At 59.1% G+C, this 26,634-nt stretch carries 25 protein-coding genes; 12 read left to right on the top strand and 13 right to left on the bottom strand.

The features are described 5' to 3' along the window. Positions 1-130 precede the first annotated feature (130 nt). Positions 131-1,396: an Hsp70 family protein gene (locus EQV90_RS01860; protein ID WP_003439118.1), complete on the top strand. Its 1,266-nt coding sequence runs from the start codon at positions 131-133 to the stop codon at positions 1,394-1,396. A 52-nt stretch (positions 1,397-1,448) separates the two neighbouring features. Here EQV90_RS01860 and EQV90_RS01855 read toward each other — a convergent pair whose 3' ends face one another. The 3 genes from EQV90_RS01855 to EQV90_RS01845 form a co-directional block, all read right to left on the bottom strand. Next, a complete protein-coding gene (locus tag EQV90_RS01855; RefSeq protein ID WP_003439115.1) occupies positions 1,449-2,459 on the bottom strand; it encodes an AI-2E family transporter in 1,011 nt (336 codons plus the stop codon). Positions 2,460-2,619: 160 nt separating this feature from the next. Beyond that, positions 2,620-2,910: a PsiF family protein gene (locus tag EQV90_RS01850; RefSeq protein WP_240877677.1), complete on the bottom strand. Its 291-nt coding sequence runs from the start codon at positions 2,908-2,910 to the stop codon at positions 2,620-2,622. A 64-nt stretch (positions 2,911-2,974) separates the two neighbouring features. Continuing rightward, positions 2,975-3,763 (bottom strand): helix-turn-helix transcriptional regulator, encoded by a 789-nt coding sequence (locus EQV90_RS01845; RefSeq protein ID WP_003439109.1) that lies wholly within the window; start codon positions 3,761-3,763, stop codon positions 2,975-2,977. Positions 3,764-3,860: 97 nt separating this feature from the next. Between EQV90_RS01845 and EQV90_RS01840 the strand changes: the two genes are divergently transcribed. Next, the gene (locus EQV90_RS01840) at positions 3,861-4,748 is read left to right on the top strand and encodes a DMT family transporter (protein WP_003439107.1); all 888 of its coding nucleotides are present in this window, start codon (positions 3,861-3,863) and stop codon (positions 4,746-4,748) included. 86 nt (positions 4,749-4,834) lie between these two features. After that, complete coding sequence (locus tag EQV90_RS01835; protein WP_003439105.1) at positions 4,835-5,365, top strand: ferritin-like domain-containing protein; 531 nt, start codon at positions 4,835-4,837, stop codon at positions 5,363-5,365. 147 nt (positions 5,366-5,512) lie between these two features. Here EQV90_RS01835 and EQV90_RS01830 read toward each other — a convergent pair whose 3' ends face one another. Beyond that, complete coding sequence (locus tag EQV90_RS01830) at positions 5,513-7,579, bottom strand: AsmA family protein (RefSeq protein WP_240877676.1); 2,067 nt, start codon at positions 7,577-7,579, stop codon at positions 5,513-5,515. A gap of 275 nt (positions 7,580-7,854) precedes the next feature. Here EQV90_RS01830 and EQV90_RS01825 point away from each other — a divergent pair, with 275 nt between their 5' ends. The 6 genes from EQV90_RS01825 (at position 7,855) to EQV90_RS01800 (ending at position 12,254) form a co-directional block, all read left to right on the top strand. Beyond that, a complete protein-coding gene (locus EQV90_RS01825) occupies positions 7,855-8,265 on the top strand; it encodes a hypothetical protein (protein WP_240877675.1) in 411 nt (136 codons plus the stop codon). Between the two features lie 166 nt (positions 8,266-8,431). Further along, positions 8,432-9,064, top strand: coding sequence for a TetR family transcriptional regulator (locus tag EQV90_RS01820; RefSeq protein WP_240877674.1), 633 nt, complete (start codon positions 8,432-8,434; stop codon positions 9,062-9,064). Between the two features lie 160 nt (positions 9,065-9,224). After that, a complete protein-coding gene (gene ureE, locus EQV90_RS01815; RefSeq protein ID WP_003439091.1) occupies positions 9,225-9,725 on the top strand; it encodes an urease accessory protein UreE in 501 nt (166 codons plus the stop codon). Then, positions 9,722-10,396 carry an urease accessory protein UreF gene (locus tag EQV90_RS01810; protein ID WP_003439089.1) on the top strand — a complete coding sequence of 225 codons (675 nt, stop codon included), beginning with the start codon at positions 9,722-9,724 and terminating at the stop codon, positions 10,394-10,396. Before ureE ends, EQV90_RS01810 begins: the two co-directional genes overlap by 4 nt. Before the next feature lie 9 nt (positions 10,397-10,405). Further along, the gene (ureG, locus tag EQV90_RS01805; RefSeq protein ID WP_003439087.1) at positions 10,406-11,017 is read left to right on the top strand and encodes an urease accessory protein UreG; all 612 of its coding nucleotides are present in this window, start codon (positions 10,406-10,408) and stop codon (positions 11,015-11,017) included. A gap of 106 nt (positions 11,018-11,123) precedes the next feature. Next, positions 11,124-12,254: an AGE family epimerase/isomerase gene (locus EQV90_RS01800; RefSeq protein WP_240877673.1), complete on the top strand. Its 1,131-nt coding sequence runs from the start codon at positions 11,124-11,126 to the stop codon at positions 12,252-12,254. A 65-nt stretch (positions 12,255-12,319) separates the two neighbouring features. Here the strand turns inward: EQV90_RS01800 and EQV90_RS01795 are convergent, their stop codons facing one another. From EQV90_RS01795 to EQV90_RS01755, 9 genes are all read right to left on the bottom strand, one after another. Further along, positions 12,320-13,225: a cation diffusion facilitator family transporter gene (locus tag EQV90_RS01795; protein WP_003439083.1), complete on the bottom strand. Its 906-nt coding sequence runs from the start codon at positions 13,223-13,225 to the stop codon at positions 12,320-12,322. A 70-nt stretch (positions 13,226-13,295) separates the two neighbouring features. Continuing rightward, positions 13,296-14,063 (bottom strand): SDR family oxidoreductase, encoded by a 768-nt coding sequence (locus tag EQV90_RS01790; protein WP_003439076.1) that lies wholly within the window; start codon positions 14,061-14,063, stop codon positions 13,296-13,298. 774 nt (positions 14,064-14,837) lie between these two features. After that, on the bottom strand, positions 14,838-15,554 hold the full coding sequence (locus EQV90_RS01785; RefSeq protein WP_003439073.1) for an ABC transporter ATP-binding protein: 717 nt from the start codon (positions 15,552-15,554) through the stop codon (positions 14,838-14,840). After that, entirely contained in the window at positions 15,551-16,441 is an 891-nt protein-coding gene (locus EQV90_RS01780) for an ATP-binding cassette domain-containing protein (protein ID WP_003439071.1), read from the bottom strand. Before EQV90_RS01780 ends, EQV90_RS01785 begins: the two co-directional genes overlap by 4 nt. Beyond that, entirely contained in the window at positions 16,438-17,721 is a 1,284-nt protein-coding gene (livM, locus tag EQV90_RS01775) for a high-affinity branched-chain amino acid ABC transporter permease LivM (protein WP_010656249.1), read from the bottom strand. Before livM ends, EQV90_RS01780 begins: the two co-directional genes overlap by 4 nt. A 2-nt stretch (positions 17,722-17,723) precedes the next feature. Further along, a complete protein-coding gene (locus tag EQV90_RS01770; RefSeq protein ID WP_003439067.1) occupies positions 17,724-18,638 on the bottom strand; it encodes a branched-chain amino acid ABC transporter permease in 915 nt (304 codons plus the stop codon). Between the two features lie 189 nt (positions 18,639-18,827). Further along, positions 18,828-19,964: a branched-chain amino acid ABC transporter substrate-binding protein gene (locus EQV90_RS01765; protein WP_003439065.1), complete on the bottom strand. Its 1,137-nt coding sequence runs from the start codon at positions 19,962-19,964 to the stop codon at positions 18,828-18,830. 363 nt (positions 19,965-20,327) lie between these two features. Then, a complete protein-coding gene (locus EQV90_RS01760; RefSeq protein ID WP_240877672.1) occupies positions 20,328-21,611 on the bottom strand; it encodes an FAD-binding oxidoreductase in 1,284 nt (427 codons plus the stop codon). A gap of 113 nt (positions 21,612-21,724) precedes the next feature. Then, positions 21,725-23,215, bottom strand: a complete 1,491-nt coding sequence (locus tag EQV90_RS01755; protein WP_010656251.1) for an aldehyde dehydrogenase family protein — start codon at positions 23,213-23,215, stop codon at positions 21,725-21,727. Between the two features lie 165 nt (positions 23,216-23,380). Here EQV90_RS01755 and EQV90_RS01750 point away from each other — a divergent pair, with 165 nt between their 5' ends. The 3 genes from EQV90_RS01750 to nadE all read left to right on the top strand — a co-directional run bounded on the left by EQV90_RS01750 (position 23,381) and on the right by nadE (position 26,498). Further along, complete coding sequence (locus EQV90_RS01750) at positions 23,381-24,277, top strand: LysR substrate-binding domain-containing protein (protein ID WP_240877671.1); 897 nt, start codon at positions 23,381-23,383, stop codon at positions 24,275-24,277. A gap of 175 nt (positions 24,278-24,452) precedes the next feature. After that, complete coding sequence (pncB, locus tag EQV90_RS01745; RefSeq protein ID WP_003439057.1) at positions 24,453-25,667, top strand: nicotinate phosphoribosyltransferase; 1,215 nt, start codon at positions 24,453-24,455, stop codon at positions 25,665-25,667. Between the two features lie 3 nt (positions 25,668-25,670). Further along, a complete protein-coding gene (gene nadE / locus EQV90_RS01740) occupies positions 25,671-26,498 on the top strand; it encodes an ammonia-dependent NAD(+) synthetase (protein WP_003439055.1) in 828 nt (275 codons plus the stop codon). The last annotated feature ends 136 nt before the right edge of the window (positions 26,499-26,634 follow it).

Raw genomic sequence — 26,634 nt, 5'->3', positions numbered from 1 at the left:
TGGAAGTTTGGGGGTGAAGGATAGTCTTTCAAGGGGATTAAAACCTGCGATTTAAAGAATCGTCGCGCTTCGATTCTGCGAGCGTCTGGCATACACTGCGCGGCCGTTTTTTAACCGGAACTCGAAAGACATGAAAAGCGCCACTCCAGCACGTGCCTGCGGCATCGACTTTGGCACGTCCAACTCCACCGTCGGCTGGCTGCGCCCAGGCGTGGAAACCCTCATCGCGCTGGAGGACGACAAGATCACCCTGCCCTCCGTAGTGTTCTTCAACATTGAAGAGCGCCGCCCGGTGTATGGCCGTCTGGCGCTGCATGAGTATCTGGAAGGCTACGAAGGCCGCCTGATGCGCTCGCTCAAGAGCCTGCTGGGTTCCAAGCTGATCAAGCACGACACCAGCGTTTTGGGCACGGCCATGCCGTTCAAGGACCTGTTGGGGCTGTTTATCGCCCAGCTTAAAAAGCGCGCCGAAGCGACCGCGGGCCGTGAATTTGAAGAAGTGGTGCTGGGCCGCCCGGTGTATTTCGTCGATGACGATCCGCTGGCCGACCAGGAAGCCGAAAACACCCTGACCGACGTGGCCCGCGCCATCGGCTTCAAGGAAGTCTCGTTCCAGTACGAGCCCATTGCCGCAGCGTTCGACTATGAGTCGACCATCCAGCGCGAAGAGCTGGTGCTGATTGTCGATATCGGCGGTGGTACCTCCGACTTCTCGCTGGTGCGCCTGTCCCCTGAGCGCCGTGGCATGGACCACCGCCAGGACGACATCCTGGCCACGGGCGGCGTGCACGTGGGCGGTACCGACTTCGACAAGCAACTGAGCCTGCAAGGGGTCATGCCGCTGTTCGGCTACGGTAGCCGGATGAAAAGCGGGGCCTACATGCCCACCAGTCATCACATGAACCTGGCGACCTGGCACACCATCAACTCGGTGTATGCACAGAAAACCCAGATCGCGCTGAACAGCATGCGCTACGACATCGTCGATACCGGCGGGATTGACCGCTTGTTCAAGTTGATCGAACAGCGCGCCGGTCACTGGCTGGCGATGGAAATCGAAGAAACCAAAATCGAACTGACCCACGCCCAGAGCCGTCATGTGCCGCTGGACCGGGTAGAACCGGGGCTAAGTGTCGAACTGAGCCGGGCGCTGTTTGAAGCCTCCATCGACAACCAGCTGGAGCGCATCCGCAACAGCGTGACTGACTTGCTCAGCAGTGCGGGCGTGGGTGTCGAGCAGGTGGATACGGTGTTCTTCACCGGCGGCTCGAGCGGTATTCCGGCGCTGCGCCAGAGCGTCGCGGCCATGCTGCCCAACGCCCATCACGTCGAAGGCAACATCTTCGGCAGCATCGGCAGCGGTTTGGCGATTGAAGCCAAAAAGCGTTACGGCTAAAACCACACCCTTATCGCTGCCGCAGCCTGCGGCAGCGACTAGGGATTGCGGGTTAGACCAGCTCCATCTGCTTGAGCTCACTCTTCAGATACGCATAGTAAATCGGCCCGGCCACCACCCCCGGCAGGCCGAAGGCTGCCTCGAATACCAGCATCGCCAGCAGTAGCTCCCAGGATTTGGCACTGATCTGGCCGCCAACGATCTTGGCATTGAGGAAGTATTCCAGCTTGTGGATAACGATCAGATAGCCCAGAGCCCCTACCGCGACCCAGATCGACAGGGACAAGCCGACGATGGTGATCAGGGTGTTGGAGATCAGGTTACCTATCACTGGCAGCAGCCCCAGCAGGAAGGTCAGCACAATCAGGGTTTTGGTCAGCGGCAAATGTACGCCGAACAGCGGCAGGATCACCGCCAGAAACACCCCGGTGAACACGGTATTGAGCAGCGCGATTTTGATCTGCGCAAACACGATGTTGCGAAACGCCTGCACCAGCAGGTGCAAACGGTCGAACAGCGCGGCTGACAGGGGCTTGCGACGGCTGACATCCGGGATGCGCTGCAACGCGATGATGGCGCCCAGCACCATGCCAATCAGCAACGTCACGAACATGTGCGCGGCGTCTTTGCCCACCAGTTGCAGATCGCTGAGGTGTTTGTTGCCCCATTCGCCGATCGCCACCCGGAACTCGGCCGCGCTGGCCGGCAGATAGCTGTCCAGAAACGGCGGCAATTGACCCCGCGCCCGGTCGACCACGACCATGAATTTATTCAGCGATGCCCCGGGGTTTTCTGCTTCGTGCAGCAAGAAGCTGATGGCGCCGGCAAAAATCAACGCCAGCACGCTGACCACCAGAGTGCCCAGCAATGCCACCGCCAGCCAGCGCGCCCGGCGCCCGGCGATCAGCCGCTGCAGTTGTGGCGTGAGCATGTTGACCAGTTCGTAAACCAGCAACCCGGCCAGCAGGCTGGGCAACAGGCGCAACGGAAAAACCAGCAACAAGCCGCCAGCGATGATGAGGTAACTGGCGAACAAAATGTGACGCTGAGAAAACGATGGCATACAGCCTCAAAACAAGCAGCGCGAAAGGACAGGCAGTCTGCCAGCCTTCAGCGGGCAGCACTAGAAGTTGTGACGTTGCCCTGCTACCTGCAGGCGCGGCTTGCCCGCGATTGCAGCGGATCTGCAGGCGTCGCGAGCAAGCCCGTTGCTGCCGGGGGCTTTATTTCTTCTTCAGGCAGTCGCTCATAAAAGCTTTGCGTGCATCGCCTTTGAGGTCCTGGGTGCCGGCAGTGGCGTTACAGGTTTTCATTTTTTCCTGCTGAGTCGCAGGGGCCGCCGGGGCGGCTTTAAGGCAAGTGCTCATAAACGCTTTGCGCTCATCGCCCTTGAGGGCCTTGGCACTCGCATCGGCATTGCAGGTGGTCATTTTGTTTTGCTGGGCCGTGGCCGCAAAACCCTGGGAGCACAGCAACAAGCCCATCATCAGCAGAGGAATACGCAGCTTCGTCATGGAGTTTTCTCCTTATGGCCGCACCGAGTGGCAGCGGACTGCTCTGGAGTGTAGACAAACTCTGTTACATCACGCCCCGGGCCTGACGCCGATATTGCTCCGGCGTGCAGCCGGCCTGACGGGCGAACATGGCGATAAACGCCGATGAGGTGCTGTAGCCCAGATCAAAACCCACGTCCTGCACGCTGCGCGCAGACTCCAGCGCTTCAATCGCCGCCAGAAACCGCAGGCGTTGCCGCCACTCGCCGAAGCTCATGCCCAGTTCCCGGACAAACAGTCGCGCCAGGGTCCGCTCGCTGACATGCACCTGAGCGGCCCACTGCCCAAGCGGCCGATTGTCGCCGGGCTGGCTCTGCAGGGCCTCAAGGACCACCTGCAGGCCTGGATGACGGGCGTAAGGCAAATAGCACTGATGCACAGGTGCCTGGCGCAACTGATCGACCAGAACCTGGGCCAGTCTCTTGTCGGACTCGCTTTGGGGAATGTTGATGTCGCGCCGGGCAAAGTCGCTGAGGATGGCTTTGAGAATGTCGCTGATGGCCAGCGTTACCGGAGTCTTGGGCAGGTGCCGGCAATGGACGACATCCAGGTAGACCGAACGATAGACAATCGCCTGCGGGTTATAGGCGCTGTGCTCGGTATGGGGCGGGACCCAGACCGCGTACTGCGGCGGTGACATGAAGCGCTGGCCGTTGACCTCGTAGCGCATCACCCCGTGGGCCACATAGTCCAGCGAGCCCCAGGCATGGACATGGGGCGCAGCATGGCTGTCGGCATCAAATTCGGCATAACGGAAGTACACCGGGGCCGGCAAGCCGTCGAATTCGGGAACGTTGATCAGATTCTTGCGCATGCTGTCTGGATTCAGGGGGAGATTGGCCGGATCGAAGTATAGGCTTGCAGACAGACAGGCGGATAATCGCTGCTCATTAACCCTGTGGTTGTTCCTGATGCAATACGCTTACCCGCTACTGGCCATTTTTATCTGGGCCGGCAATACCGTAATCAACAAACTCGCGGTCGGCGCCATCTTCCCGTCCGAGATCGGCTTCTATCGCTGGCTGCTGGCCGGCCTGCTGTTCACCCCGTTCATGCTCAAACCGGTGATCGCCAACTGGTCGGTGATCCGGCCCAATCTGGGCAAGATCTTTGTCCTCGGCGTGCTGGGCATGGCGATTTATCAAAGCCTGGCCTACTACGCCGCAGCCCGGACTTCGGCCACCAACATGGGGATCATCCTGTCGTTGATGCCGTTGATGGTGCTGGCCATGTCGATCATCAGCCTGGGGCAGCGTCTTACCGCCGGAGCCCTGGTCGGCGCGATCCTATCCTTTGTCGGCGTGCTGGTGGTGGTATCGAGCGGCAGCTTCAGTGCCCTGCTTGACCACGGCCTCAACCTGGGCGACGCGATGATGCTGATTGCCACCCTGGCCTATGCGATCTACAGCACCTTGCTGAAAAAATGGCAGTTGCGCCTGCCGCCCCTGCAGATGCTGTACATGCAGATCCTGGTGGCGATCGTGGTGTTGCTGCCGTTGTACCTGATGTCACCCAAGACCGGCCTTACGGTGCACAACATCGGGCTGGTGCTGTATGCCTGTATTCTGGCCTCCATGCTGGCACCTTTGGCCTGGATGAAAGCCGTCACCGTGCTGGGCCCGAGCCGCACCACGCTGTTCTTCAACCTGTTGCCGCTGATCACGGCGCTGATTGCCGCGGTGGTGCTCAAAGAGCAACTGCATGCTTACCACCTGATTGGTGGCGCACTGACCCTGGCCGGGGTAATCCTCTCGGAACGCTGGACCACGCCCCTGAGAAAGACACCAAAAATCGGATAAAACTTTCTCCTCGCGCTGAACTCACAACTTGTGAACCGATCTTGCCAGCAGAGCAAGGCGGCAACCTGATGAGTAAGGAGATTGAAATGAGCGACATGCAATTAACCGATAAAAAGACCCTGCGTGAACGTGCCCGCAAGAACGTCGAAGAAGGTGCTGTCACTGAAGGCTACAGCGCCAACCGCGAAGAGATCCTTCGCCTGCTCAACGAATCCCTGGCCACCGAGTGGGTGTGCGTGCTGCGCTACAAGCGCCACTACTTCATGGCTACCGGGATCAAGGCCCACGTTGCCGCGCAAGAGTTCCTGGAGCACGCCACCCAGGAGATGGAGCACGCCGACAAACTGGCCGAGCGCATTGTGCAACTGGGTGGCGAACCTGAATTCAACCCCGACCTGCTGTCGAAAAATTCCCACGCCCAGTACGTCGCGGGCAAAAACCTGAAGGAAATGGTTTACGAAGATTTGGTGGCCGAGCGCATTGCGGTCGACAGCTATCGCGAAATCATTCAGTACATCGGCGACAAGGATCCGACCACACGCCGGATTTTCGAAGAAATCCTCGCCCAAGAGGAAGAGCATGCCGATGACATGGCGGATCTGCTCAAAGGGCTGTAAACAGACCCGCAAATGCAAATGCCCGCCCCCATGTGATGAGGGGCGGGCATTTTTTTGTCTGGATCAAGCCGCCAGCACTGGCCTGCAGGAGCGAGCTTGCTGGCGATCTTTTGATCTTAAAAGCTCGCTCCTACAGGGTTTGTGGGGCTACTTCACCGTTTTCGGTACCTTGCCCTGCTGCATCTGTTGCAGCAGCGGTGCGCACTGGTTGGGTTCGCCGCCGCTGGGGGCGATCAACGCCAGCAGACCGGCCGCCGGGCCGGCAATCACGCCCAGTGCCACCATGCCTGCACCGCGCAGCAGCAGCGGTACCGCTTCCACACCCGCCGAAGGGTTGCCAAAGGTGCCTTTTACGTACAGCGGTGAGCGCAGCGAAAACAAACGCAGCCCCTTGGACTCGGGGGTGATTTTCAGGTCGAGCTGTTCGGTGGCAAAGTTGGCGGTGCCGTCGATGTAGATGATCGCGTTCTCGGTATCAAACACAAACAACTGCGAAGTGGCCAGACCATCCTTGATCCCGAAGTCCGCCGCCGCACAGTTGATCTTCACGTCTTCGTCGCCGAATATTTTGCCCACCACATAGTTACCGACGTTCAGGCCGGCAATTTCCATAAGGCTGCGGCTGATGGCGCCATCGTTGATGATCATCTTCAAGCCGCCATTGGCCGTGCCCAGTAACTTGGCCACCGAGTTGCCGGTGCCCGACAGCGTGGCATCGCCATTGAGCTCACCAAAGCTGGTTTTCATCGGTTCAAAGGTCGGGAACAGCTGCTTGAGCTTGAAGTTGCGCGCGGTCAATTTGGCCCGCCCCAGCATCGGCGTACTGCGGCCGTTGAGGTTGATTTGCGCATCCAGCTTGCCGCCCGCAACGCCAAAACGCAGTGGTTCGAGTTTCAGCTCGCCATTGTCCAGCACCACATGGGTGTACAGGTCAGTGAACGGCAGCTCGGCACTCTGGACGATGCGCTTGCCGGTGAATTCCACATCGGCATCCATATCGCGCCAGCGTTCAGTGCGGAACTCTTCAACCGGCAACACTTTGCCCGCCGGTTGTTTGCTGTCGCCGCCACGGGCTTTTTGCTTGGCGTTGGAGTCCGCGCCAATCAACGGGGCCAGGTCAGCCATCAGCAATTGATTGGACACCAGTGCGCCGCTCAGCTTGGGCCGTGGCTGGCTGGCGACGTATTTCAGGTTGCCATGAATATCGCTGCTACCGATTTTGCCGTTGAAGTTTTCGTAAGTGAAAACTGCGCCGTGCGGCTCATGCAGTTTGGCAATCAGGTGGCCATCGGTTGAGTAAGGCGGCGAGTCAGGCAGGGTTACGCCGGTCAGTGGATAAAGGTTGGCCAGGCTGCTGCCTGCCAATTTCAGGCGCAGGTCCAGCGCCCCCAGGTTGAGCGGGTCGGTCAGGGTCCCGGCCAGCGCGACTTTGGTGTCGGCAATGCTGACTTGCGCCTGCAACGGGAAGGGTTTGGCCGCGTCCTGCAAGGCCAGCAGGCCGCCAATTTTGCCGGTGCCGTCGAGGTTCTGGCCGTGGTACTGACCTTTGACCTTCAGCGCGAATGCGTAGTCTTGTGGCGCAGAACCTTTCTCCAGCGCTTTTTTCGCCGCGCTCTGGCCGACGATGTCGCTGAACGGGATGGGTTTGCCCAGCGGATCGATCACTACATCCAGACGGGTTTTGAGGGTCTGGTCATTGAGCGTCACATGGCCCTTGTCGAAACCTATGGCGCCAATGTCCACCTTCCAGTCCGAGGGTTTTTCGTTCGGGTCTTTGGGGTCTAACTTGAATGTCCAGTTCGCCCGGCCATCGGCCAGACGCTCCAGGCTGGCCGATGGCTCGGTCAGGTCGATACGCGGGATATCCACGGTCTGCGTCAGCAGCGCCAGCGGTGACAGACGCAACTCCACCTTCTTCAGGCCGAGCATTTGCGGTTCTTTTGACCACTCGGGATTGCCCAGGCTCAGGTCTTCGGCAATCACATGGGGCCAAGGCACCCAGGCACGCCAGCCACCCTCGTCCGCTTCGCGCTGCCAGCGCACGGCCAGGTTGCCGTTAATGGCAAATGGGCGATGGAGGATGTCAGACACTTTGGTATTGATTGTGGGCTTGATCCGGTTCCAGTCGAAGGTAGCGAGGATCACCACCAGGACCACCACCAGCAGAAGCAAAATACCGCCAATCCAGGCAAGGACTTTACGGGTGCGTGTCATTTAACGGCTCCTTATTACGGCTGAACGTCCCAACTGCGGCGTTTTACAATGGCTGCGACGCTAATAAAAGTACGACTGTCAAAGACTGCCCAAGGTTTAACCGGAGGCCGACTTTCATGAAAAAAACACCCGAAAGCCGCAAGCCAGAGCACTCGCGCCTGAACAATCAATTGTGTTGATTATCACCATTGGCCGTATGAACTTTGATATCGAAGATCCAAGCGTAGCATTGCTTACCTGACTAACTAATTGCCCTGCTACGGAGCACCGATATCATGAAACGCCCATTACTGCTTGGTCTTGGCCTCTCACTGTTGGCCATCAACGCCTTTGCGATGCCCGCCGACGACGAGCAAACCCCCATGGTGCAGCCTGCTTCCAGCAGCTTGAGCCAACCGCTGAATCCTGTGGCTGAAGACGGTGCCCAACGCACCCTGAACCAGCAGAACCGCGTGGCTGAGGACGGTGCACAACGCACTCTGAACCAGCAGAACCCCGTGGCTGAGGACGGCGCACAACGCACTCTCAACCAGCAGAACCCTGTGGCTGAGGACGGCGCACAACGCACTCTGAACCAGCAGAACCCCGTGGCTGAAGATGGCTACGACCGCACTCAACGCCAGAGCAACCTGGTGGCGGAAGGCGGCGCGGATCGTCTTGCCGAAAGGAATCAACGTGCCAGCTAATCAAGTGATTGCAGGAGCCCGACGGCAACTGATTGCTCGCGATCTGTTTACGCAGTAATAGAGCTCGCGAGCAAGCTCGCTCCTGCAGAGTCTCCATTGCAGTTCGACGTCATCAAAGCCGATTTGCTAGAGTGCGCCGTTGTACTTGTCTGGAATACCAGCTCCGATGCTGCCTCGCGCCGAACAGAAGCAACAAACCCGCCTTGCGCTGATGGATGCCGCCCGCCACTTGATGGAATCGGGTCGCGGCTTTGGCAGCCTGAGCCTGCGCGAAGTCGCAAAAACCGCAGGCATAGTGCCCACCGGCTTTTATCGGCACTTCAGCGACATGGACCAACTGGGCCTGGCGCTGGTCAGTGAAGTCGGTCAGACCTTTCGCGAAACCATTCGTCTGGTGCGACACAACGAACTGTTTATGGGCGGTGTGATCAACGCGTCGGTACGGATCTTTCTCGATGTGGTGCAGGCCAACCGCTCGCAGTTTCTGTTTCTGGCCCGCGAGCAATACGGCGGCTCACAGCCAGTGCGCCAGGCTGTCGGGGCGCTGCGCGAAGACATCACCTCGGATCTGGCCGCCGACCTCGGGTCCAAGCCCAAGCTGCAGCACTTGAACCACGCAGGCCTTACGGTAATTGCCGATCTGGTGGTTAAAAGTGTATTCGCGGCCTTGCCCGATGTCATCGATCCGCCCGCCGAGGCGCTTCCCGACTACCTGCAACCCCAGGCAAAAATCAGCCAGCAGCTGCGTTTTATCTTTATCGGGCTCAAGCACTGGCAAGGCCTGGGCAGTACCGAGTAAAGGCGCGCACCTTGTTGGTGCGAAATAAAACTCATAGCGCACCATTATCGCTCGCCGCAGCCCCTTTCCCTTCCCCGGATCACTCGCCTTTGTTGTGCAACCCAAGGTTGGCAAGCCCCTTGCTCTGATCAAGGCATTGTCAATTGCAGGAAGCCTACCGATGTTGGTGATTCATCGCAGAGTTCAGCCCCACCCCGTGTGGAGCGCTGAGTTACACCTCAACTTCGAAGCCCGGAGCAAAAGCCGTTTGCGTTGCTTTAGCAGTGACGCCGAGGACGTCGGCCTGTTCCTTGAACGCGGACAACCGCCCCTGCATGACGGCGAATTTCTGCAAGCCCAGGACGGGCGCATCGTGCGGGTGTGTGCCAGCCCCGAAAAGTTGCTGCACGTGACCTGTCTCAATGCCTTTGAGTTGACCCGCGCGGCCTATCATCTGGGCAACCGCCATGTCGCCCTGCAAGTCGGCGATGGCTGGCTGCGCCTGCTCGATGACTACGTACTCAAAGCCATGCTGGAACAATTGGGCGCGCAGACCGAAGCCATTGAGGCGCCGTTCCAACCGGAGCACGGCGCCTACGGCGGCGGTCATCATCATTCCCGCGCAGGCGAAGAAGACTTCAACTACGCCCCGCGCCTGCATCAGTTTGGTGTGCGTTTGTGAGTCCGGCATGGGCGCTGTTGCGCCTGGCCAGCCCACAGCTGCCGATTGGCGGCTACAGCTATTCCCAGGGCCTGGAAATGGCCGTCGAAAATGGCCGGGTATCCAGCCCGGCAACTGCCAGCCGCTGGATCAGCGATCAATTGCTGCTCAATCTGGCGCGCTTCGAGGCTCCGTTGCTGCTCGCCCATTGCCGGGCGGCGGCCGACGAAGACTGGAGTGCCTTGCAGCAATTTTGCGACGAACACCGCGCCAGTCGTGAAACCCGCGAATTGCATCAGGAAAGCCGGCAAATGGGCTACTCCCTGCAGCAACTTCTGATGGGGTTGCCCGAGCTGGATGAGCCTGCACGGCTATTTCTCACCCAACAAGCCGAGCCGCACCTGGCACTCGGCTGGGCACTGGCTGCCCGGGCCTGGGGCATCAGTGCGTCAGACGCGCTGGCAGCCTGGCTGTGGAGCTGGCTGGAAAACCAATTGGCGGTGCTGATGAAAACCCTGCCGCTGGGCCAGCAGGCCGCTCAACGCATGACCAGCGAGTTATCCCCGGCGCTGCAGCAGGCGCAACAACACGCCAGCAACCTCGACTTATCCCGTTTGGGCAGTGCCGCTTTCGGCCTGTCATTGGCGAGCATGGCCCACGAGCGCCAGTACAGCCGTCTGTTTCGTTCCTAGGAGAATGCAATGAACACACAACCTTTGCGGGTCGGCATCGGGGGCCCGGTGGGCTCCGGCAAAACTGCCCTGACCCTGGCCCTGTGCCTGGCACTGCGTGACAAATACAACCTGGCGGTGGTCACCAACGATATTTATACCCGCGAAGATGCCGATTTTCTGGTGCGTAACCAGGCGCTGGCACCGGAGCGGATCATCGGTGTAGAAACCGGCGGCTGCCCGCACACCGCCATTCGTGAAGATGCATCGATCAACCTCGAAGCCGTGGACCAGCTGAACCGGCGCTTCCCCGGGCTGGACCTGATTCTGGTGGAATCGGGTGGGGATAACTTGTCGGCCACCTTCAGCCCGGAACTGTCCGACCTGACGATCTACGTGATCGATGTATCCGCAGGGGACAAGTTGCCGCGCAAGGGTGGACCGGGGATTTGCAAATCCGACTTGCTGGTGATCAATAAAATCGACCTCGCACCGCTGGTGGGCGCATCGCTGGAGCTGATGGACAGTGACACCCGGCGCATGCGCGGGGCAAAGCCCTTTGTGTTCAGCAATCAAAAAACCGGCCACGGCCTGGATACCATCGTGAGGTTTATTGAACGGCAGGGACTGTTGATCTCATAACCCGCGATCTTTTGTGGGCCTGAAGCTTTAAAAGCTCGCGCCTACAGAGTTGGACGTCACGGTGTATCATGTCGCGCAAACGCCCCAGCCGTGACGACGCCAGCCAATGCCCCATGTAGCCAGCTCCGCCTTCCCGCTCGAACTGACCGCCCTGTTTGCGGCGGTACAGCAGCATTTTCGCCAGGTCATTGTGCCGCTCTGGCAAGGCCCCGGCTGGAATGCCGAACTGGAACTGCCCTATGAGGCACTCAGCCCCGAGCACCGGCCACTGACGCCCCAGCGCTATCGCGCCATGGCCTGCGCCCGTCAGCTATATCTATTCGCCAGCTTGATCGATGACCCTGCCTTCCCCGGCGCTGCCGAGCGCGCAGGCAGGTTGTTCCGCTCGCTGCAAAAGCACTTTTACGACGCCGTACACGGCGGCTGGTTTTACAGCATCGACCCCGACGGCGCGCCGCTGGATCAGCGTAAAGACCTGTATACCCATGCCTTTATCATCTTTGCCTGCGCCCATTACTGGGGCAAGGTGCGCGAGCCGGCGGTGGAGTCAGTGCTCAATGCCGCGCTGAAAGTCGTCGCCGAGCGCTTCAGCGATGGTAATGGCCTGTACGAAGCCAGCCTCGAGCGGGACTGGTCAACGCTGGACACCGGCCCGCTGCAAAACCCGTTGATGCATCTGGCCGAGGCGTTTCTGGCGACTTTGTCGGTGCGCGACGATGCGCCGGTACACAGCGCATTGCTGGCGCTGGCCGATGGCATGCAACAGCGCTTTATCGAGCCTGTGCATAACGCCTTGCTCGAAAAACCGCTGGGGGCTGTGGATAACTGGTTTGAACCCGGGCATCAGTTTGAGTGGTTCTACTTGCTGGAGTCCTCGCCACTGCTGCGTCATACAGCCCTGCACGACTCGCTTGCGCTCGCCTTCGACTTTGCCGAACAGGTTGGGGTCGACCCGCAGACCGGGGCGGTCTGCGGCATGCTGGCCCCGGATGGCACCTTGCGCGATGGCACCCAGCGCATCTGGGCCCAGGCCGAGTACCTGCGCGCCCTGACCTTGCGTCCGGCGCCCCTGCCCCGCCTGCAACGCCAGTTGCTGGCGTTGCAGCAGAACTTTTTACATGCCGGTGGCTGGTATGAATGCCGGGATGCGGCAGGCAACGTCAGCCGCCTGGACATGCCGTCGACCACGCCGTATCACCTGGCCACCTGCTACAGCGGCCTGGCGCAACTCCTGTAGGAGCGAGCTTGCCTCGCGAATATGTAAAGAGCTCGCGAGGCGAGCTCGCTCCTACAGGGGTAAGGTCAGGCAATCCACTTGCGATCGCCGGTAAAGCTGATGGTCAGCCAGCGCGCACTGTCGGCCGCGCCCAACATGCCTGATATCTCTTCACGAAACCCGTCCAGGGTCTTGATGCTGGTCAGCGGATATCCCGCCGGCAACACGATATGGATCTCGATAAAACGCGCCCTTCCGTGCTTTTGCACATAGGTTTTGTAGCCCTCAAAGCCATGGCGCGCCGACATTTCCTCGAGCACATCCCGCACCTTGTCATCGAGCTTGTCCGGGGCAATACCCAGGACGTCGCGCAAAGCCGGGCGCAGGATTTTGAACGCCGGAGCCAGCATGCTGAAAGCCAGCAAAATCAGGATCGCCGGGTCTACATAGGCGGCCCAATGGGCATAACCCTGTTGTTTCAGAATCAGCGCCGTGACAAAACTTATCAACAGCCCCACCGACAGCATGGCGTCCACCAGCCAGCTGATGTTGTCGAACTGGATCAGGCTGGACTTGAGCTTGCGGTTTTTACGCCGGACCCAGAAGTAGTAGGCAAACTCGATTACGGTAAACACCGCCGCGTAGATGATCACCAGGCCCAGCTCAATTTCGCGCCCGCCATTGATAATGCCGAACACGCCATTGAGAAAGGCATAGATCGCAATCAAAAACAGGAAACTGCCTTCGATCAGCAGCACCATGGGCTCAAGGTGCCAGAAGCCGAACTGGAAACGTTCGTTGCTTTCCTTGGCGATCAACTGTGCCGTGATCAGCATCAGTACTTTGATAAAGGTCGCGATCAAAGAGAAGAACCCATCGAACAAGATGGATTGCGAACCCGAAATAACACCCGTCACGATGCCGGCGATGGCCACCGCGAACATCAGAACGGTCGATTGTTTGAGCAGTTTCTGCTCACCACTGTTACTCACAAAAACTCCTTTTCAGCCCTGTTGAATGCGACCCCCTCAGGAGGTCGCGGGCAGGCTGCCAGGCGTGAGTTTACTCTGTGGCGTGGCGTTCGATGGCAAAACCGCTCCAGGACTGCGTGACGGGCATCAGTTCAAGGCGATTGATGTTGATGTGGGCCGGCGTATTGAGCACCCAGAAAATCGTCTCGGCGATGTCTTGCGGCTGAATCGGCTCAGCACCCTGGTAGGTGGCGTCATAGCGGGCCTTGTCGCCGCCGAAGCGCACCATCGAGAATTCGCTTTCACACAGACCCGGTTCAACGTTGCTGACCCGCACGCCCGTGCCCTGCAAGTCGCAGCGCAGGTTCAGGGAGAACTGCTTGACGAAGGCTTTGGTGCCGCCATAGACATGGCTGCCGGGGTACGGGTAGCTGCCGGCGATAGAGCCCAGGTTAACGATACCGGCACCGCGGCCGTAGGCAATCAGCCGGGGCAGCAGCAGGCGCGTGGTGTAGAGCAGCCCCTTGATGTTGGTATCGACCATGGTTTCCCAATCGTCGAGGTCGCACTTGGGCGCCGGATCGGTGCCCAGCGCCAGCCCGGCATTGTTGATAAGTCCGCGCAGCTTGCTGAACGACGGTGGCAGATTGGCAATTGCCTCTTCCATCGCCTTGCGATCACGTACATCTACTACCAGGCCATGGACTTCGGTCTGGCTGGACAGTTCTTCGCACAGGGCATCCAGACGCTCTTTACGGCGGCCGGTCAGTACCAGTTTCCAGCCTGCTTGCGCAAACTTGCGAGCGCAGGCCTCACCAAATCCGGAAGTGGCGCCCGTAATAAACAGGGTGGAAGTCATAGCGTTCTCCTTGGCTGGCGGGCATCGGCCGCCGTTGAATAAGACGGGAAGCAGCATGCCCCGGCTGCGATTTGGCGGCAACCCGGCACATGATCCCGGACAAAACCTGTACGAAAAACAACCAACTCCCTGCAGGCCTTGCCAGACAAGGGCTGGAGCCATATGCACTCACGTTATCCACAGGCCCGTCCACAGTCTTTGGGGGCAACTCCAAAATGGCCAAAGCCTCTGGCCACAAGGGGTTGAGCGCTGATTGAAGAGTTTTTAGCTTGACCTGGACGCAGGCAACATGCAGACGCCCCAAAAAGGTGCAACCCGGTAAAACCTCTGAGATAGCCAGAGGCCAGTAATTCCGCCGCTCAGGGCATTCCTTCCAGAGTTTAACCACAGACTTATCCACAGGTTGGTTATCGACTAATGACTATGTTTATAACTGAACAAATCTGTTGACAAATCCTGCAGGAAGCCAGGTAAAAACCGCTGATCAAAAAACAACCACACCCGTGCAAGCCACGTAAACAAAGGCCTGCAGCCAACTACTCCCACGTTACCCACAGCCACCTCCACAGCAAACGGGGACAAGTCAAAATGATGTTAAAACAGGTATTTAGAGCGGCTTTATGTCGCGCTTTCGCGGGTCTGGAATATTGTTTTCCACAATTTCAAAAGTGCGCTGTTGAAAAACAAAAAGCCCCTGGAAAGGGGCTGCGAAAATTGCAGGAGCGAACTGGCTCGCGAGATTTGCAAAGCGCTCGCTCCTGCAGGGTGAACCCTTTAGTGCCCGCCTAAATACGCGTTGCGTACTTCTTCGTTGCTCAACAGTTCCTTGCCGGTTCCGGTCAGGCGGATTTCACCGTTGACCATCACGTAGGCCCGGTCCGACAGGCGCAGGGCGTGGTTGGCGTTTTGCTCGACCAGAAAGATGGTCATGCCGGTGGTAGCCAGTTCACGCAAGGTCGCAAAAATCTGCTTCACCACGATCGGCGCCAGCCCCAGGCTGGGTTCGTCCAGCAACAGCAACTTGGGACGGCTCATCAGGGCGCGGGCGATGGCGAGCATTTGCTGCTCACCGCCCGACATGGTCATTGCCCGCTGATTACGCCGCTCCTTGAGCCTGGGGAAGAGTTCGAACATGCGCTGCATGTCTTCGTCGACATGCTTGTCGCCGATGGGGATGGTGCCCATCAACAGGTTTTCTTCCACCGTCATGTCCGGAAATACGCGACGGCCTTCCGGCGACTGGGCGATGCCATGGGAGGCAATGTAGTGCGAGGACTTCTGAGTGATGTCCACGCCCTGGTAGAAGATCTGCCCGCCACTGGCTCTGGGCTGGCCGAAGATCGACATCAGCAACGTGGACTTGCCCGCACCGTTGGAGCCGATCAGGCTCACGGTTTCGCCTTCCTCGATGTGCATCGAGACTTTTTTCAGGGCCTGGATCGGCCCGTAGTGAACGTCCAGTTCCTTGAGTTCGAGGATAGTGCCCGTCATATCAGCTCCTCTTCGTCGGCGCCAAGGTAGGCCGCGATCACTTTCGGGTCGTTGCGAATGGCTTCCGGCCCGCCCTGTGCGATCACGTTGCCGTGGTCGAGCACCACTATGTGATCGGAAATACTCATGACCATCCCCATGTCGTGTTCGATCAATACCACGGTCAAGTCGTGGTCGTCCCGCAGCAGGCGAATCATCGCACTGAGCGCTTCGGTTTCCTGCGGGTTAAGCCCGGCCGCCGGTTCGTCCAGACAGATGATTTGCGGCCGCGTGCACATGGCCCGGGCAATTTCCAGGCGCCGCTGCTGGCCGTAAGACAACTCCCCGGCCAGGCGGTTGGCACAGTTCACCAGGTCGACGACTTCCAGCCAGTAAAACGCATGGTCCAGCGCATCGCTTTCGGCCTTGCGGTAGCCCTTGGTGTTGAGGATGCCCGCCAGCATGTTGCGGTTGACCCACATGTGCTGCGCCACCAGCAGGTTTTCCAGCACCGACATTTCCTTGAACAGACGAATGTTCTGAAACGTGCGCGCCAGCCCTGCACGGTTAACCAGATGGGTGCCGCCGAACATTTTGTAGTACAGGCGGCTGGCAAAGGCTTTGGGCGAGACAAAGTCCGTCAGCCTGAATGGCTCCCCCAGCAGCTTGATGACATTGGTCCGCGCACCACGGGCATTGAGTTCGATTCTGCCGCCACTGGCTTTGTAAAACCCGGTCAGGCAGTTGAACACGGTGGTTTTCCCCGCCCCGTTAGGCCCGATCAGGGCAAAGATTGAATTGCGTTTGACCTTGAGACTGACATCGCTCAGAGCCTTGATCCCGCCAAAGTGCATCATCAGCTTGTCGACCGAGAGCACTACTTCGTCGTTGCTGGAGAGGTCTTTCATGGCGCGACTCCCTTACGTGGCGTGACCCCGACACGGCTGACCCGGATCAGGCCCCGTGGGCGCCAGATCATCATCAGCACCATCAATACGCCAAACAGCAGCACCCGGTACTCGGCAAAACTGCGCAACAGTTCCGGCGCCACGGTCAGGACAAATGCAGCAATCACTACCCCCACGGTCGAGCCCATACCACCGAGCACCACAATGGCGAGGATCAGCGCCGACTCGAAGAAGGTGAACGACGACGGGTTGACAAACCCTTGGTAGCTGGCAAAAAACACACCGGCCAGACCTGCCGTAGAAGCGCCGAGGGTGAAGGCTGAAAGTTTGACCAGAACGTGATTCAGGCCCATGGCGCGGCAGGCGATTTCGTCTTCACGCAACGCTTCCCAGGCCCGGCCAATCGGCATGCGAGTCAGGCGGTGCTTGATATACAGCACCAGCAGCACCACCAGAAACAGCACGATGTAGATAAACAGGAATTTGATATTGGGGTTGTAGTCCAGACCGAAGAACTGATGGAACGGTACCCCGCCGTCCTTGGCCACGCGACCGAACTCCAGGCCGAAAAACGTCGGCGATGGTACCGGCATGCCGTTGGGGCCGCCGGTAAATGACAGCCAGTTGTTGAGCACCAGGCGAATGATTTCACCAAAGCCCAGGGTCACGATGGCCAGATAGTCACCGTGCATTCGCAACACCGGGAACCCGAGAATGCATCCAGCCATCGCTGCCGCAATCGCCGCCAGCGGCAGCACCGACCAGAAACCCAGCCCCAGATACTGATAACCCAGTGCCAGCCCATAAGCGCCGATGGCATAGAAGGCCACGTAGCCCAGGTCGAGCAGCCCCGCCAGGCCCACCACTATGTTCAGCCCCAGACCGAGCAACACGTAGATCAGGCCGAGAATGACCACCGTCAGAATGTATTTGTTGGCGAAAAACGGAAAAACGATGGCAATCACGATCAGCAACGGCACGATCCAGCGCAGCCGCGATTTGTAATCCGGGGGCAGTACGTGCACGCCGGAGCCGGTGGACTCGAACCCCTGAAGGATTTTCAGGCCCCTGGCCGTTTGCAGGAACAGGCTCAGAACAAAGCGCCCCACCATCACAATCGCAACCAGCCAGCCGACGCGCGCCGGTTGCAGGTTAAAGCTGTAGCCGTCGAGCACCACCCCCACGATAGGTCCGAACACAATCAATGAAATCAACCCGGCAAGGATCGAATCAACGACGCTTTTTTTGATATCAATCGGTTTGTTAATGGCTGCAGACATACTTACACCTTCGCCACGAGAGGACGACCCAGCAGGCCCTGGGGACGGAAAATCAGGATCAGCACCAGCAATGAGAAACTGAACACGTCCTTGTAATCCGAGTTAACCAGGCCGGCAAATAGTGATTCGGAAATGCCCAGGATGATTCCGCCGAGCATGGCCCCGGGCAGGGATCCGATCCCGCCGAGTACCGCAGCCGTGAACGCCTTGATCCCGATAATGAAGCCGGCGTAAAAGTCGAACGTGCCGTAGTTCATGGTAATCAGCACCCCAGCCAACGCGGCCATGGCGGCACCTATTACAAACACGTAGGAGATCACCCGGTCGGTGTTGATGCCCAGGATCGACGCCATCTTGCGGTCTTGCTGGGTAGCACGGCACATGCGCCCCAGCTTGGTGTACTTGATGATGTAGGTCAGCAGGCCCATGCCTGCAAAGGCCGCGATCAGAATGAAGACTTTGGTGTAGGTCAGTTGTACAAAACCGGTGCCGATATCGACGCGCCAGGAACCACTGAGCAGTGTCGGGACGCCTTGTTGCCGCGAGCCCTGGGCAATTTGCACATAGTTTTGCAGGATCAGGGAAATACCAATGGCGCTGATCAGTGGCGCCAGCCGTGTGGAATTTCGCAGAGGTTTGTAAGCCACACGTTCAATCACCCAGCCATACACGCCAGTGACGATGACGGTGAATACCAGGGTGCCCAACATCAGCAGCGGGAAGGATTCAACGCCGAAGTATGCCAACAGAGCCAGACTGATAGCCGCGAGGTAAGCGGAGATCATGTACACCTCGCCGTGGGCGAAGTTGATCATGCCGATGATGCCGTAGACCATTGTGTAGCCGATGGCAATCAGGCCGTAAACAGACCCGAGGGTCAGGCCGTTCAGCAGTTGCTGTAGGAATATACCGTCCATAACGCAATCTCACGCACTTGAGCCATTGCGCAAACCCGCCCGCAGGGCAAGGTTTGCGCCGCTCATGGAAAAGAAGACAGGTGATGCAGACATGCCTGATGCCCTTTCTCCGTAGGACCGAGCTTGCTCGCGATCTTTAACAGCTCGCGAGCAAGCTCGCTCCTACAGGAGAAGGCAGAGCGGCTTATCTCACTTCTGTTTTTCCAGCTGGTGATATTTGCCGTCCTTGTCCCACTGGTAAACCACGTAGTCAGAGACTTTGAGATCGCCTTTGGCGTCCCATTCCTTCTTGCCCATTACGGTTTCAACCGGGTTGGCCTTGAGCCACTTGGCAGCGTCTTCGCCCTTGTTGGACTTGGCGCCATTGAAAGCGTCAGCCAGGGCCTGAACCGAGGCGTAGGCATACAGGGTGTAGCCTTCCGGTTCGGTGCCGGCTTTACGGAACTGCTCAACCACCGCTTTGCTGTCCGGCAGCAGGCGCGGGTCGGCGCCGAAAGTCATGTACACGCCATCGACGTACTGCGGGCCGCCAGCAGTGGCGACCAGTTCGTCGGTTACAACACCATCATCGGACATGAACTTCACATCCTTGAGGCCAGCCTCACGCAGTTGACGCACCAGCGGGCCCGCCTCTGGGTGCAAGCCGCCGAAGTACACCACATCGGCGCCCAGCGAGCGGATTTTGGTGACCAGGGCACTGAAGTCCTTTTCACCACGGGTAAGGCCTTCTTCCAGGACCGGTTTGACTCCGCGCTTGGTCAGTTGCGCACTGGTGGCATCGGCAAGACCTTTACCGTAGGTGTCCTTGTCGTTGATAACCGCGACTTTCTTGCCTTTGAGCACGTCGACAATGTAGTCACCCGCCACGATGCCCTGCTGGTCATCACGCCCGCACATACGGAACACCGCGTCCAGCTTGCGCTCGGTAACCTGCGGATTGGTCGAGCCCGGCGTAATCATGATCACACCCGCATCGGCATACACATCCGACGCCGGAATGGTGTTCGAAGAGCAGAAGTGACCTACAACCCCGATTACTTTGTCCTGATCCACCAGGCGGTTGGCAACGGCTACAGCCTGCTTCGGCTCACAGGCATCGTCGCCCGCCACCAGTTTGATCTGCTCACCGTTAATTCCGCCCGCCTTGTTGATTGCATCCGCAGCCGCCTGCGCGCCCTTCATGTACTGCTCGCCAAATGCCGCGTTGGCACCGGTCATCGGGCCCGCCACACCGATTTTCACATCAGCCTGAACAAACGAAGAAACACCCAACGCTGTTGCTACCGCGAGGGCCAGAAAACCTTTCTTGTAGAACGTCTGCGACATGAGGTGGTGCTCCTGAGGTTTTGTTAGATGGCACTTCGACTTCAGGTGAAGCTCAGAGCAAGCCGCGTGCCATTGGTTTTTTATTCTTAAAAAAGCCGCTGTCTTGTTGTTATATCGGCTGTTTCGAGTCCATTTTCATTGGACGTGCAACCGTCTAGACCAAGGAAGGTAAAACTGTTTTTGATGGGTTGGTGTTACCTCAAACGACAAGGGTTGCAACCGGGTTGCCCGGCTCCGGGCAACCACTCTGTAACCACTTACGTCACCTAACTGCACACTCCCGGTGCGCGACTGCTACAGGCCGCACCATTTGAGGCTAGTCGATGCCGGGGCAGATGCGTTCGGGAGCCTGCAAAAGCTTTGTCAGATGACAATCCGCAAGCATTGACCGGCGTGGTACAGCGAAAAACCGGCTTCGTACAGACAGCTGCGCAGCCCCGTGCCAGACAGTGGCCGCATCGGCGCAAAGGGTATCGGCAGGGCTTTGGCATCGCCGTTACACAGGTAATCGGCGAATGCTTTGCCCACCACAGTGCCCGTGGTCACGCCCCGGCCGTTGTAACCGGTGACTGCCACCAAACCGGGCGCGGGCTCGAACAGACGCATCAAATGATCGGGGGTGAAGGCGATGCAGCCGGTCCAGGTGCATTCCCATTCCACCCCTTTGAGGTACGGGAAGTAGTGCTGCTGCACGCGATCGGCCCAGGCTTTGAGAAACCAGGCCGGTTTTTGATTGCCGTTGCCCAGGCTGCCCAACAGCAAACGGCCTTCGGCATCACGGCGAATACTGCTCAACACCTGGCGGGTGTCCCATGAGCCCTGCCCGCCGGGCAAGATGCGGCTGGCGCTGTCATCGGTCAGCGGCTTTGAGGCAACCTGGTAGTAATAACCGGGGAAAAAGTTACGTCGCAAGTCAGTCCATTCGCCTTCGGTGTAGGCATTGGACGCCAGCACCACTTGCTCTGCACTCACCGCGCCCTGAGCGGTTTGCACCGACCAGCGCTGGCCTTGACGATCCAGGCCGGTCACTGCGCTGTGATCAAACAAACGCCCGCCCAAGTCACTGGCGGCTTTGGCCAGGCCCGAGGTATAGGCCATTGGATTGAGGGTTCCGGCACGCCTGTCGAGCAGGGCGGCGGCAATTTTCGGGGTTCCGGTCGCTTCGGTGCAGGCAGCGCCGGTGAGCAGTTCCACAGGGGCGCCCCGACGCTTCCATTGTTGCTCGCGACTGCGCAGGTCAGCTTCGCCCCGGGCATTGTGAGCCATGTGCAAGGTGCCTTCGCGGCGCAGCTGGCAGTCGATGCGGTACTTGTCGACAAGGCTGAACACCAGTGCCGGGGCAGCACCCAGCATGCGATTGAGCTGGCTGCCCACTGCTTCGCCGAAACCGGCTTCGATCTCGTCCGGGGCAATCCACATCCCGGCATTGACCAGCCCCACATTGCGCCCCGAACCGCCGTGCCCGGTGCGATGGGCTTCGAGCACACAGACGCTTTTACCCTGTTCCAGCAAGTGAATGGCGGCAGACAAACCGGTGATGCCAGCACCAATCACACACACATCAACGCTCAGTTCGCCCTGTAAGGCAGACGATTGCGGACGTTGAGGCGTCAGGTTTTCCCACAAACATTGTTCGAGTAAAGGCATTGCCAAGCTCCAGAGATGAAACCCAACGGTGATGCGTTTTTATCCACAAACAGTGGGAGCCGGGTTGACCCGGCTTCCACAGTGGCCCTTCACATGAGCTCCGGGGGGGTGCCTCAATCGAACGTAATACCCTGCGCCAGCGGCAGTTCCAGCGAGTAGTTGACGGTATTGGTCTGGCGCCGCATATAGCCGCGCCAGGCATCGGAGCCGGACTCACGGCCGCCACCGGTTTCTTTTTCACCGCCAAAGGCGCCGCCAATTTCTGCACCGCTGGGCCCGATGTTGACGTTGGCGATACCGCAGTCACTGCCGGTGGCCGACATGAACTGCTCGGCCTCACGTACATCAGTGGTGAAGATGCACGACGACAGGCCCTGGGGTACGGCATTGTTCAGGCGCAGGGCCTCGCTGAAGTCGCTGTAACCCACCACGTACAGGATCGGGGCGAAGGTTTCGCTGCACACCACATCGCTCTGCTCGGGCATTTCAACGATGGCCGGGGCCACGTAGTACGCATTCGGGTACTGCCCGGCCAGCTGGCGTTCACCGCCAAACACCCGGCCGCCTTCGCTCAGGGCTTGCTCAAGGGCGTCCTGCATGTTTTCAAAACTGTGTTTGTCGATCAGCGGGCCAACCAGATTGCCTTCCAGCGGGTGACCGATGCGCACCCGGGAATAGGCCGCCTTGAGCCGGGTGACGATTTCTTCCTTGACCGAGTCATGGGCGATCAGGCGACGCAGGCTGGTGCAGCGCTGGCCTGCGGTACCGACGGCGCTGAACAGGATGGCGCGCACGGCCATATCCAGATCGGCGCTCGGAGCAAGGATCATCGCGTTGTTGCCACCCAGCTCCAGAATGCTGCGGGCAAAGCGCGCGGCAATCTTTGGTGCCACTTCGCGCCCCATGCGGGTGCTGCCGGTGGCGCTGATCAGGGCGACGCGCGGGTCATCGACCAGGGCTTCGCCGGCGTCCCGGCCACCGATAATCACTTGGGCCAGGTACTTGGGGGCATCGCTGAACGTGCTCAGCACCCGATCGAACAGTGCCTGACAGGCCAGTGCCGTGAGCGGGGTTTTCTCCGAGGGCTTCCAGATCACCGCGTTGCCGCAGACCAGTGCCAGGGTGGTGTTCCAGGCCCAGACGGCCACCGGAAAGTTGAACGCGCTGATCACCCCCACCACGCCCAGCGGGTGCCAGGTTTCACGCATGTGGTGGCCCGGGCGCTCGGAAGCAATGGTCAGGCCGTAAAGCTGACGCGACAGGCCGACGGCGAAGTCGCAGATGTCGATCATTTCCTGGACTTCGCCCAGGCCTTCCTGGGTGATCTTGCCCGCTTCCCAGGACACCAGTTCGCCCAGATCCGCCTTGTACTCACGCAGCAGGTCGCCAAACTGACGCACCAGTTCGCCGCGGCGCGGCGCCGGAACCTTGCGCCAGGCTTCGAATGCATGTTCGGCGCGGGTCACGTGCTGCTCGACCTCGGCAGCCCCTTCCCAATGCACGGCACCGATCCGGCTGCCATCAATGGGCGTATGTACCGGTTGCCGGCCCTGCTGGTACAGCGCGGGGTCAACACCAAGACGATCCAGTAATGCAGCAAGCATGGGACACTCCTTCAGCTCAAAAAACGGGTTTTCAGGCCATTAGTTGTAGCTGGCCCGCATCGCGGCAACAAACGACCTTTAAGCGAGATATCATTCCGAAAATTCATGCTGCGCTGGTAACGTTGCCTGACAACAAGAATGAGGGGCTTTTTATGCTCAGCGCTGATGCTAAATAAACGCCATCTGCCATCGATCACTGCACTCCAGTGTTTTGAGGCTGTGACCCGCCACTTGAGCTTCACCCGCGCCGCCGAAGAGCTGAACCTGACCCAAAGCGCGGTCAGCAAGCAGGTCGCGCAGCTGGAGGAACTGTTACAGCACTTGCTGTTTCGCCGCGTGCGTCGGCGCCTGCAATTGACCCCGGCGGGTGATTTGTACCTGGTAGAAGTCCGAAAAATCCTGACCCAGGTCGAGATGTCGACCCACACCCTGCGCTCCTACGGCGGCGAAACAGAAGTGTTACGCGTATCTACGCCGTCGACCTTCGGTGCCCGCTGGCTGGTGCCGCGCCTCAAGGGCTGGCGCCTGCAGCACCCGCATATCCATCTGGACCTGTGCAATGAACAGCAGGCCGATGACTTGCTGCAAGGCCGCAGCGATCTGGCGTTCTATTTCGGCCAGGGCTCACGCCCCGGTACCGAATGCCTGAAGCTGTTTGGCGAAGAGTTGGTGGCGGTGTGTGCGCCAGCGAGCTTGCCTGACAAGCCCTATACCGATCCTACGCAACTGACCGATTTGGTCCTGCTGCAAAACGCCTCCCGTCCACAAGCCTGGCATGACTGGTTTGAAAGCCAGGGGCATCGCACCGATCACAGTTATCACGGCCCGCGCTTCGATACGTTTTATATGTGCATCCGGGCGGCACAAGTGGGCTGTGGCGTGGCGCTGCTGCCCAGGTTTCTGGTGGCAGAAGAATTGGCTGACGGCAAACTGGTCGTTGCCTGGCCGCACTCCATGCCCAGTCCCGACGCCTATTACCTGGCCTACCCTGAACATTCGGCGGGGGTGCCCAAGGTGCAGGCATTTGTGACGTGGATAATGGAACACATTGAGGACCTGTAGGCGCGAGCTTGCTCGCGATCTTTTGATCTTTAAAAAGGTCCCCAGGCTTGCTCGCCCCTGCAGACAAGAGAAAAACCGCTGGCAAAACCGCCCGCGGATATGCGCCACTAGCGCCATTCATTGAAAGAGCTGAACGTCGTGATTATCTGGCACGGCCAGCATGGAGATTGCCGCTATGAGCGAGAGTGTGTTTGCCGATCGCATCGTGCAGAACTTGCTCGACACCGACTTCTACAAATTGACCATGATGCAGGCGGTGCTGCACAACTATCCCAACGTTGAAGTCGAGTGGGAGTTCCGCTGCCGTAACAGCGAGGACTTGCGCCCGTACCTGAATGAAATTCGCCACCAGATCGAGCGTCTGGGCGAGCTGAGCATGACTCAGGATCAACTTGGGTTTCTGGAACGAATCACCTTTATGAAGCCTGATTTCATACGCTTCCTGGGGCTGTTTCGCTTCAACTTGCGCTATGTGCACACCGGCATCGAAAACGGCGAGCTGTTTATCCGCCTGCGCGGGCCGTGGCTGCACGTCATTCTGTTTGAAGTACCGTTACTGGCGATCGTCAGTGAAGTACGCAACCGCTCGCGCTATGCCGACACGGTGCTGTCCCAGGCCCGCGAGCAGCTATACCGCAAGTTTGACTGGCTGCAGGCCAACGCCAGCGCCGATGAACTGGCCGACTTGCAGGTGGCCGATTTCGGTACACGCCGACGCTTTTCGTACCGGGTACAGGAAGAAGTGGTCAGTGTGCTCAAGCACGACTTCCCGGGGCGCTTCGTCGGTACCAGTAACGTCAACCTGTCCCGCGAACTGGACATGAAACCTCTGGGCACCATGGCCCATGAATGGATCATGGCCCATCAGCAACTGGGCCCGCGATTGATCGACAGCCAGAGTGCCGCGCTCGATTGCTGGGTGCGCGAATACCGCGGGCTGCTGGGGATTGCCCTGACTGACTGCATCACCACCGATGCGTTTCTGGCCGATTTCGATCTGTACTTTGCCAAGCTGTTCGACGGTTTGCGCCACGATTCGGGGGATCCGGTGGTATGGGCCGAAAAATGCATCGCGCACTACCACAAGCTGGGCATTGACCCGATGAGCAAGACCCTGGTGTTCTCCGACAGCCTGACCCTGCCCCGCTCCCTGGAGATTTTCCGGGCACTGCGCGGGCGGATCAACGTCAGCTTCGGCATCGGCACCAACCTGACCTGCGACATTCCGGGTGTCGAGCCAATGAGCATCGTGCTTAAAATGACCGCCTGTAATGGCTCACCCGTGGCCAAGATTTCGGATGAGCCGGGCAAGACCCATTGCTCGGACCCGAACTTTGCCGCCTACTTGCGCCATGTTTTCCATGTTCCTGAACTACCTCCAAAGGAGTGAATCATGCAGGCCGTACAGCGTCAGATTGCTGAAGAGCTCAAGGTCCAACCGCCGTTTAGCGACACTGCAGCCCTTGAGGCCGAAGTGGCACGACGCATTACCTTTATCCAGTGCTGCCTGCACAACTCCGGGCTCAAGACCCTGGTGCTGGGCATCAGCGGCGGGGTCGATTCGCTGACTGCTGGCTTGATGGCCCAGCGCGCAGTCAAGCAACTGCGCGAGCAGAGCGGCGATCAGGCCTACCGTTTTATTGCCGTGCGCCTGCCATACGGCGTGCAGCACGACGAAGTCGACGCCACTGCCGCCGTCGACTTTATTGACCCGGACCAACGTCAAACCGTGAATATAGGCCCGGCGGTCAAAGCGCTGGCCGCTGAGGTGTCGGCTTTTGAAGGCAAGCCCCACGCCACGGTGGATTTTGTCCTCGGCAATACCAAGGCGCGGATGCGCATGGTGGCGCAATACACCATCGCCGGAGCCACCGGTGGCCTGGTGATCGGCACTGACCACGCTGCCGAAGCGGTGATGGGCTTTTTCACCAAGTTCGGTGACGGTTCCTGCGACCTGGCCCCCCTCAGCGGCCTGGTGAAGAATCAGGTGCGGGCGATTGCACGACACTTTGGTGCGCCAGAATCCCTGGTGGAGAAAGTCCCGACTGCCGACCTTGAAGATCTGGAGCCCGGCAAACCTGATGAAGCCTCCCATGGCGTGACCTACGCCGAGATTGATGCATTTTTGCATGGCGAGCCGGTGAGTCAGGAAGCGTTCGGGATCATCTGCCGAACCTATGAAAAGACCCAGCACAAGCGTGAAATGCCGCTGGCACCTTGAAGCAAGCCCGGCACCTGGGGGAGCTGGCTGCCAGCTCCCCCAGGCCTGGCAAAGACTGGGCATGTACGAAAAAACGGAATGAACCCCACGTTTTTTTTCGCTTGCCGCCTCTGCATTCAAAGGCTTTGATAGGCGT

Source organism: Pseudomonas sp. TMW22089 (assembly GCF_022496645.1).
Taxonomy (GTDB): Bacteria; Pseudomonadota; Gammaproteobacteria; order Pseudomonadales; family Pseudomonadaceae; genus Aquipseudomonas; species Aquipseudomonas paraversuta.
This window is presented reverse-complemented; position numbering and strand designations above follow the sequence as displayed.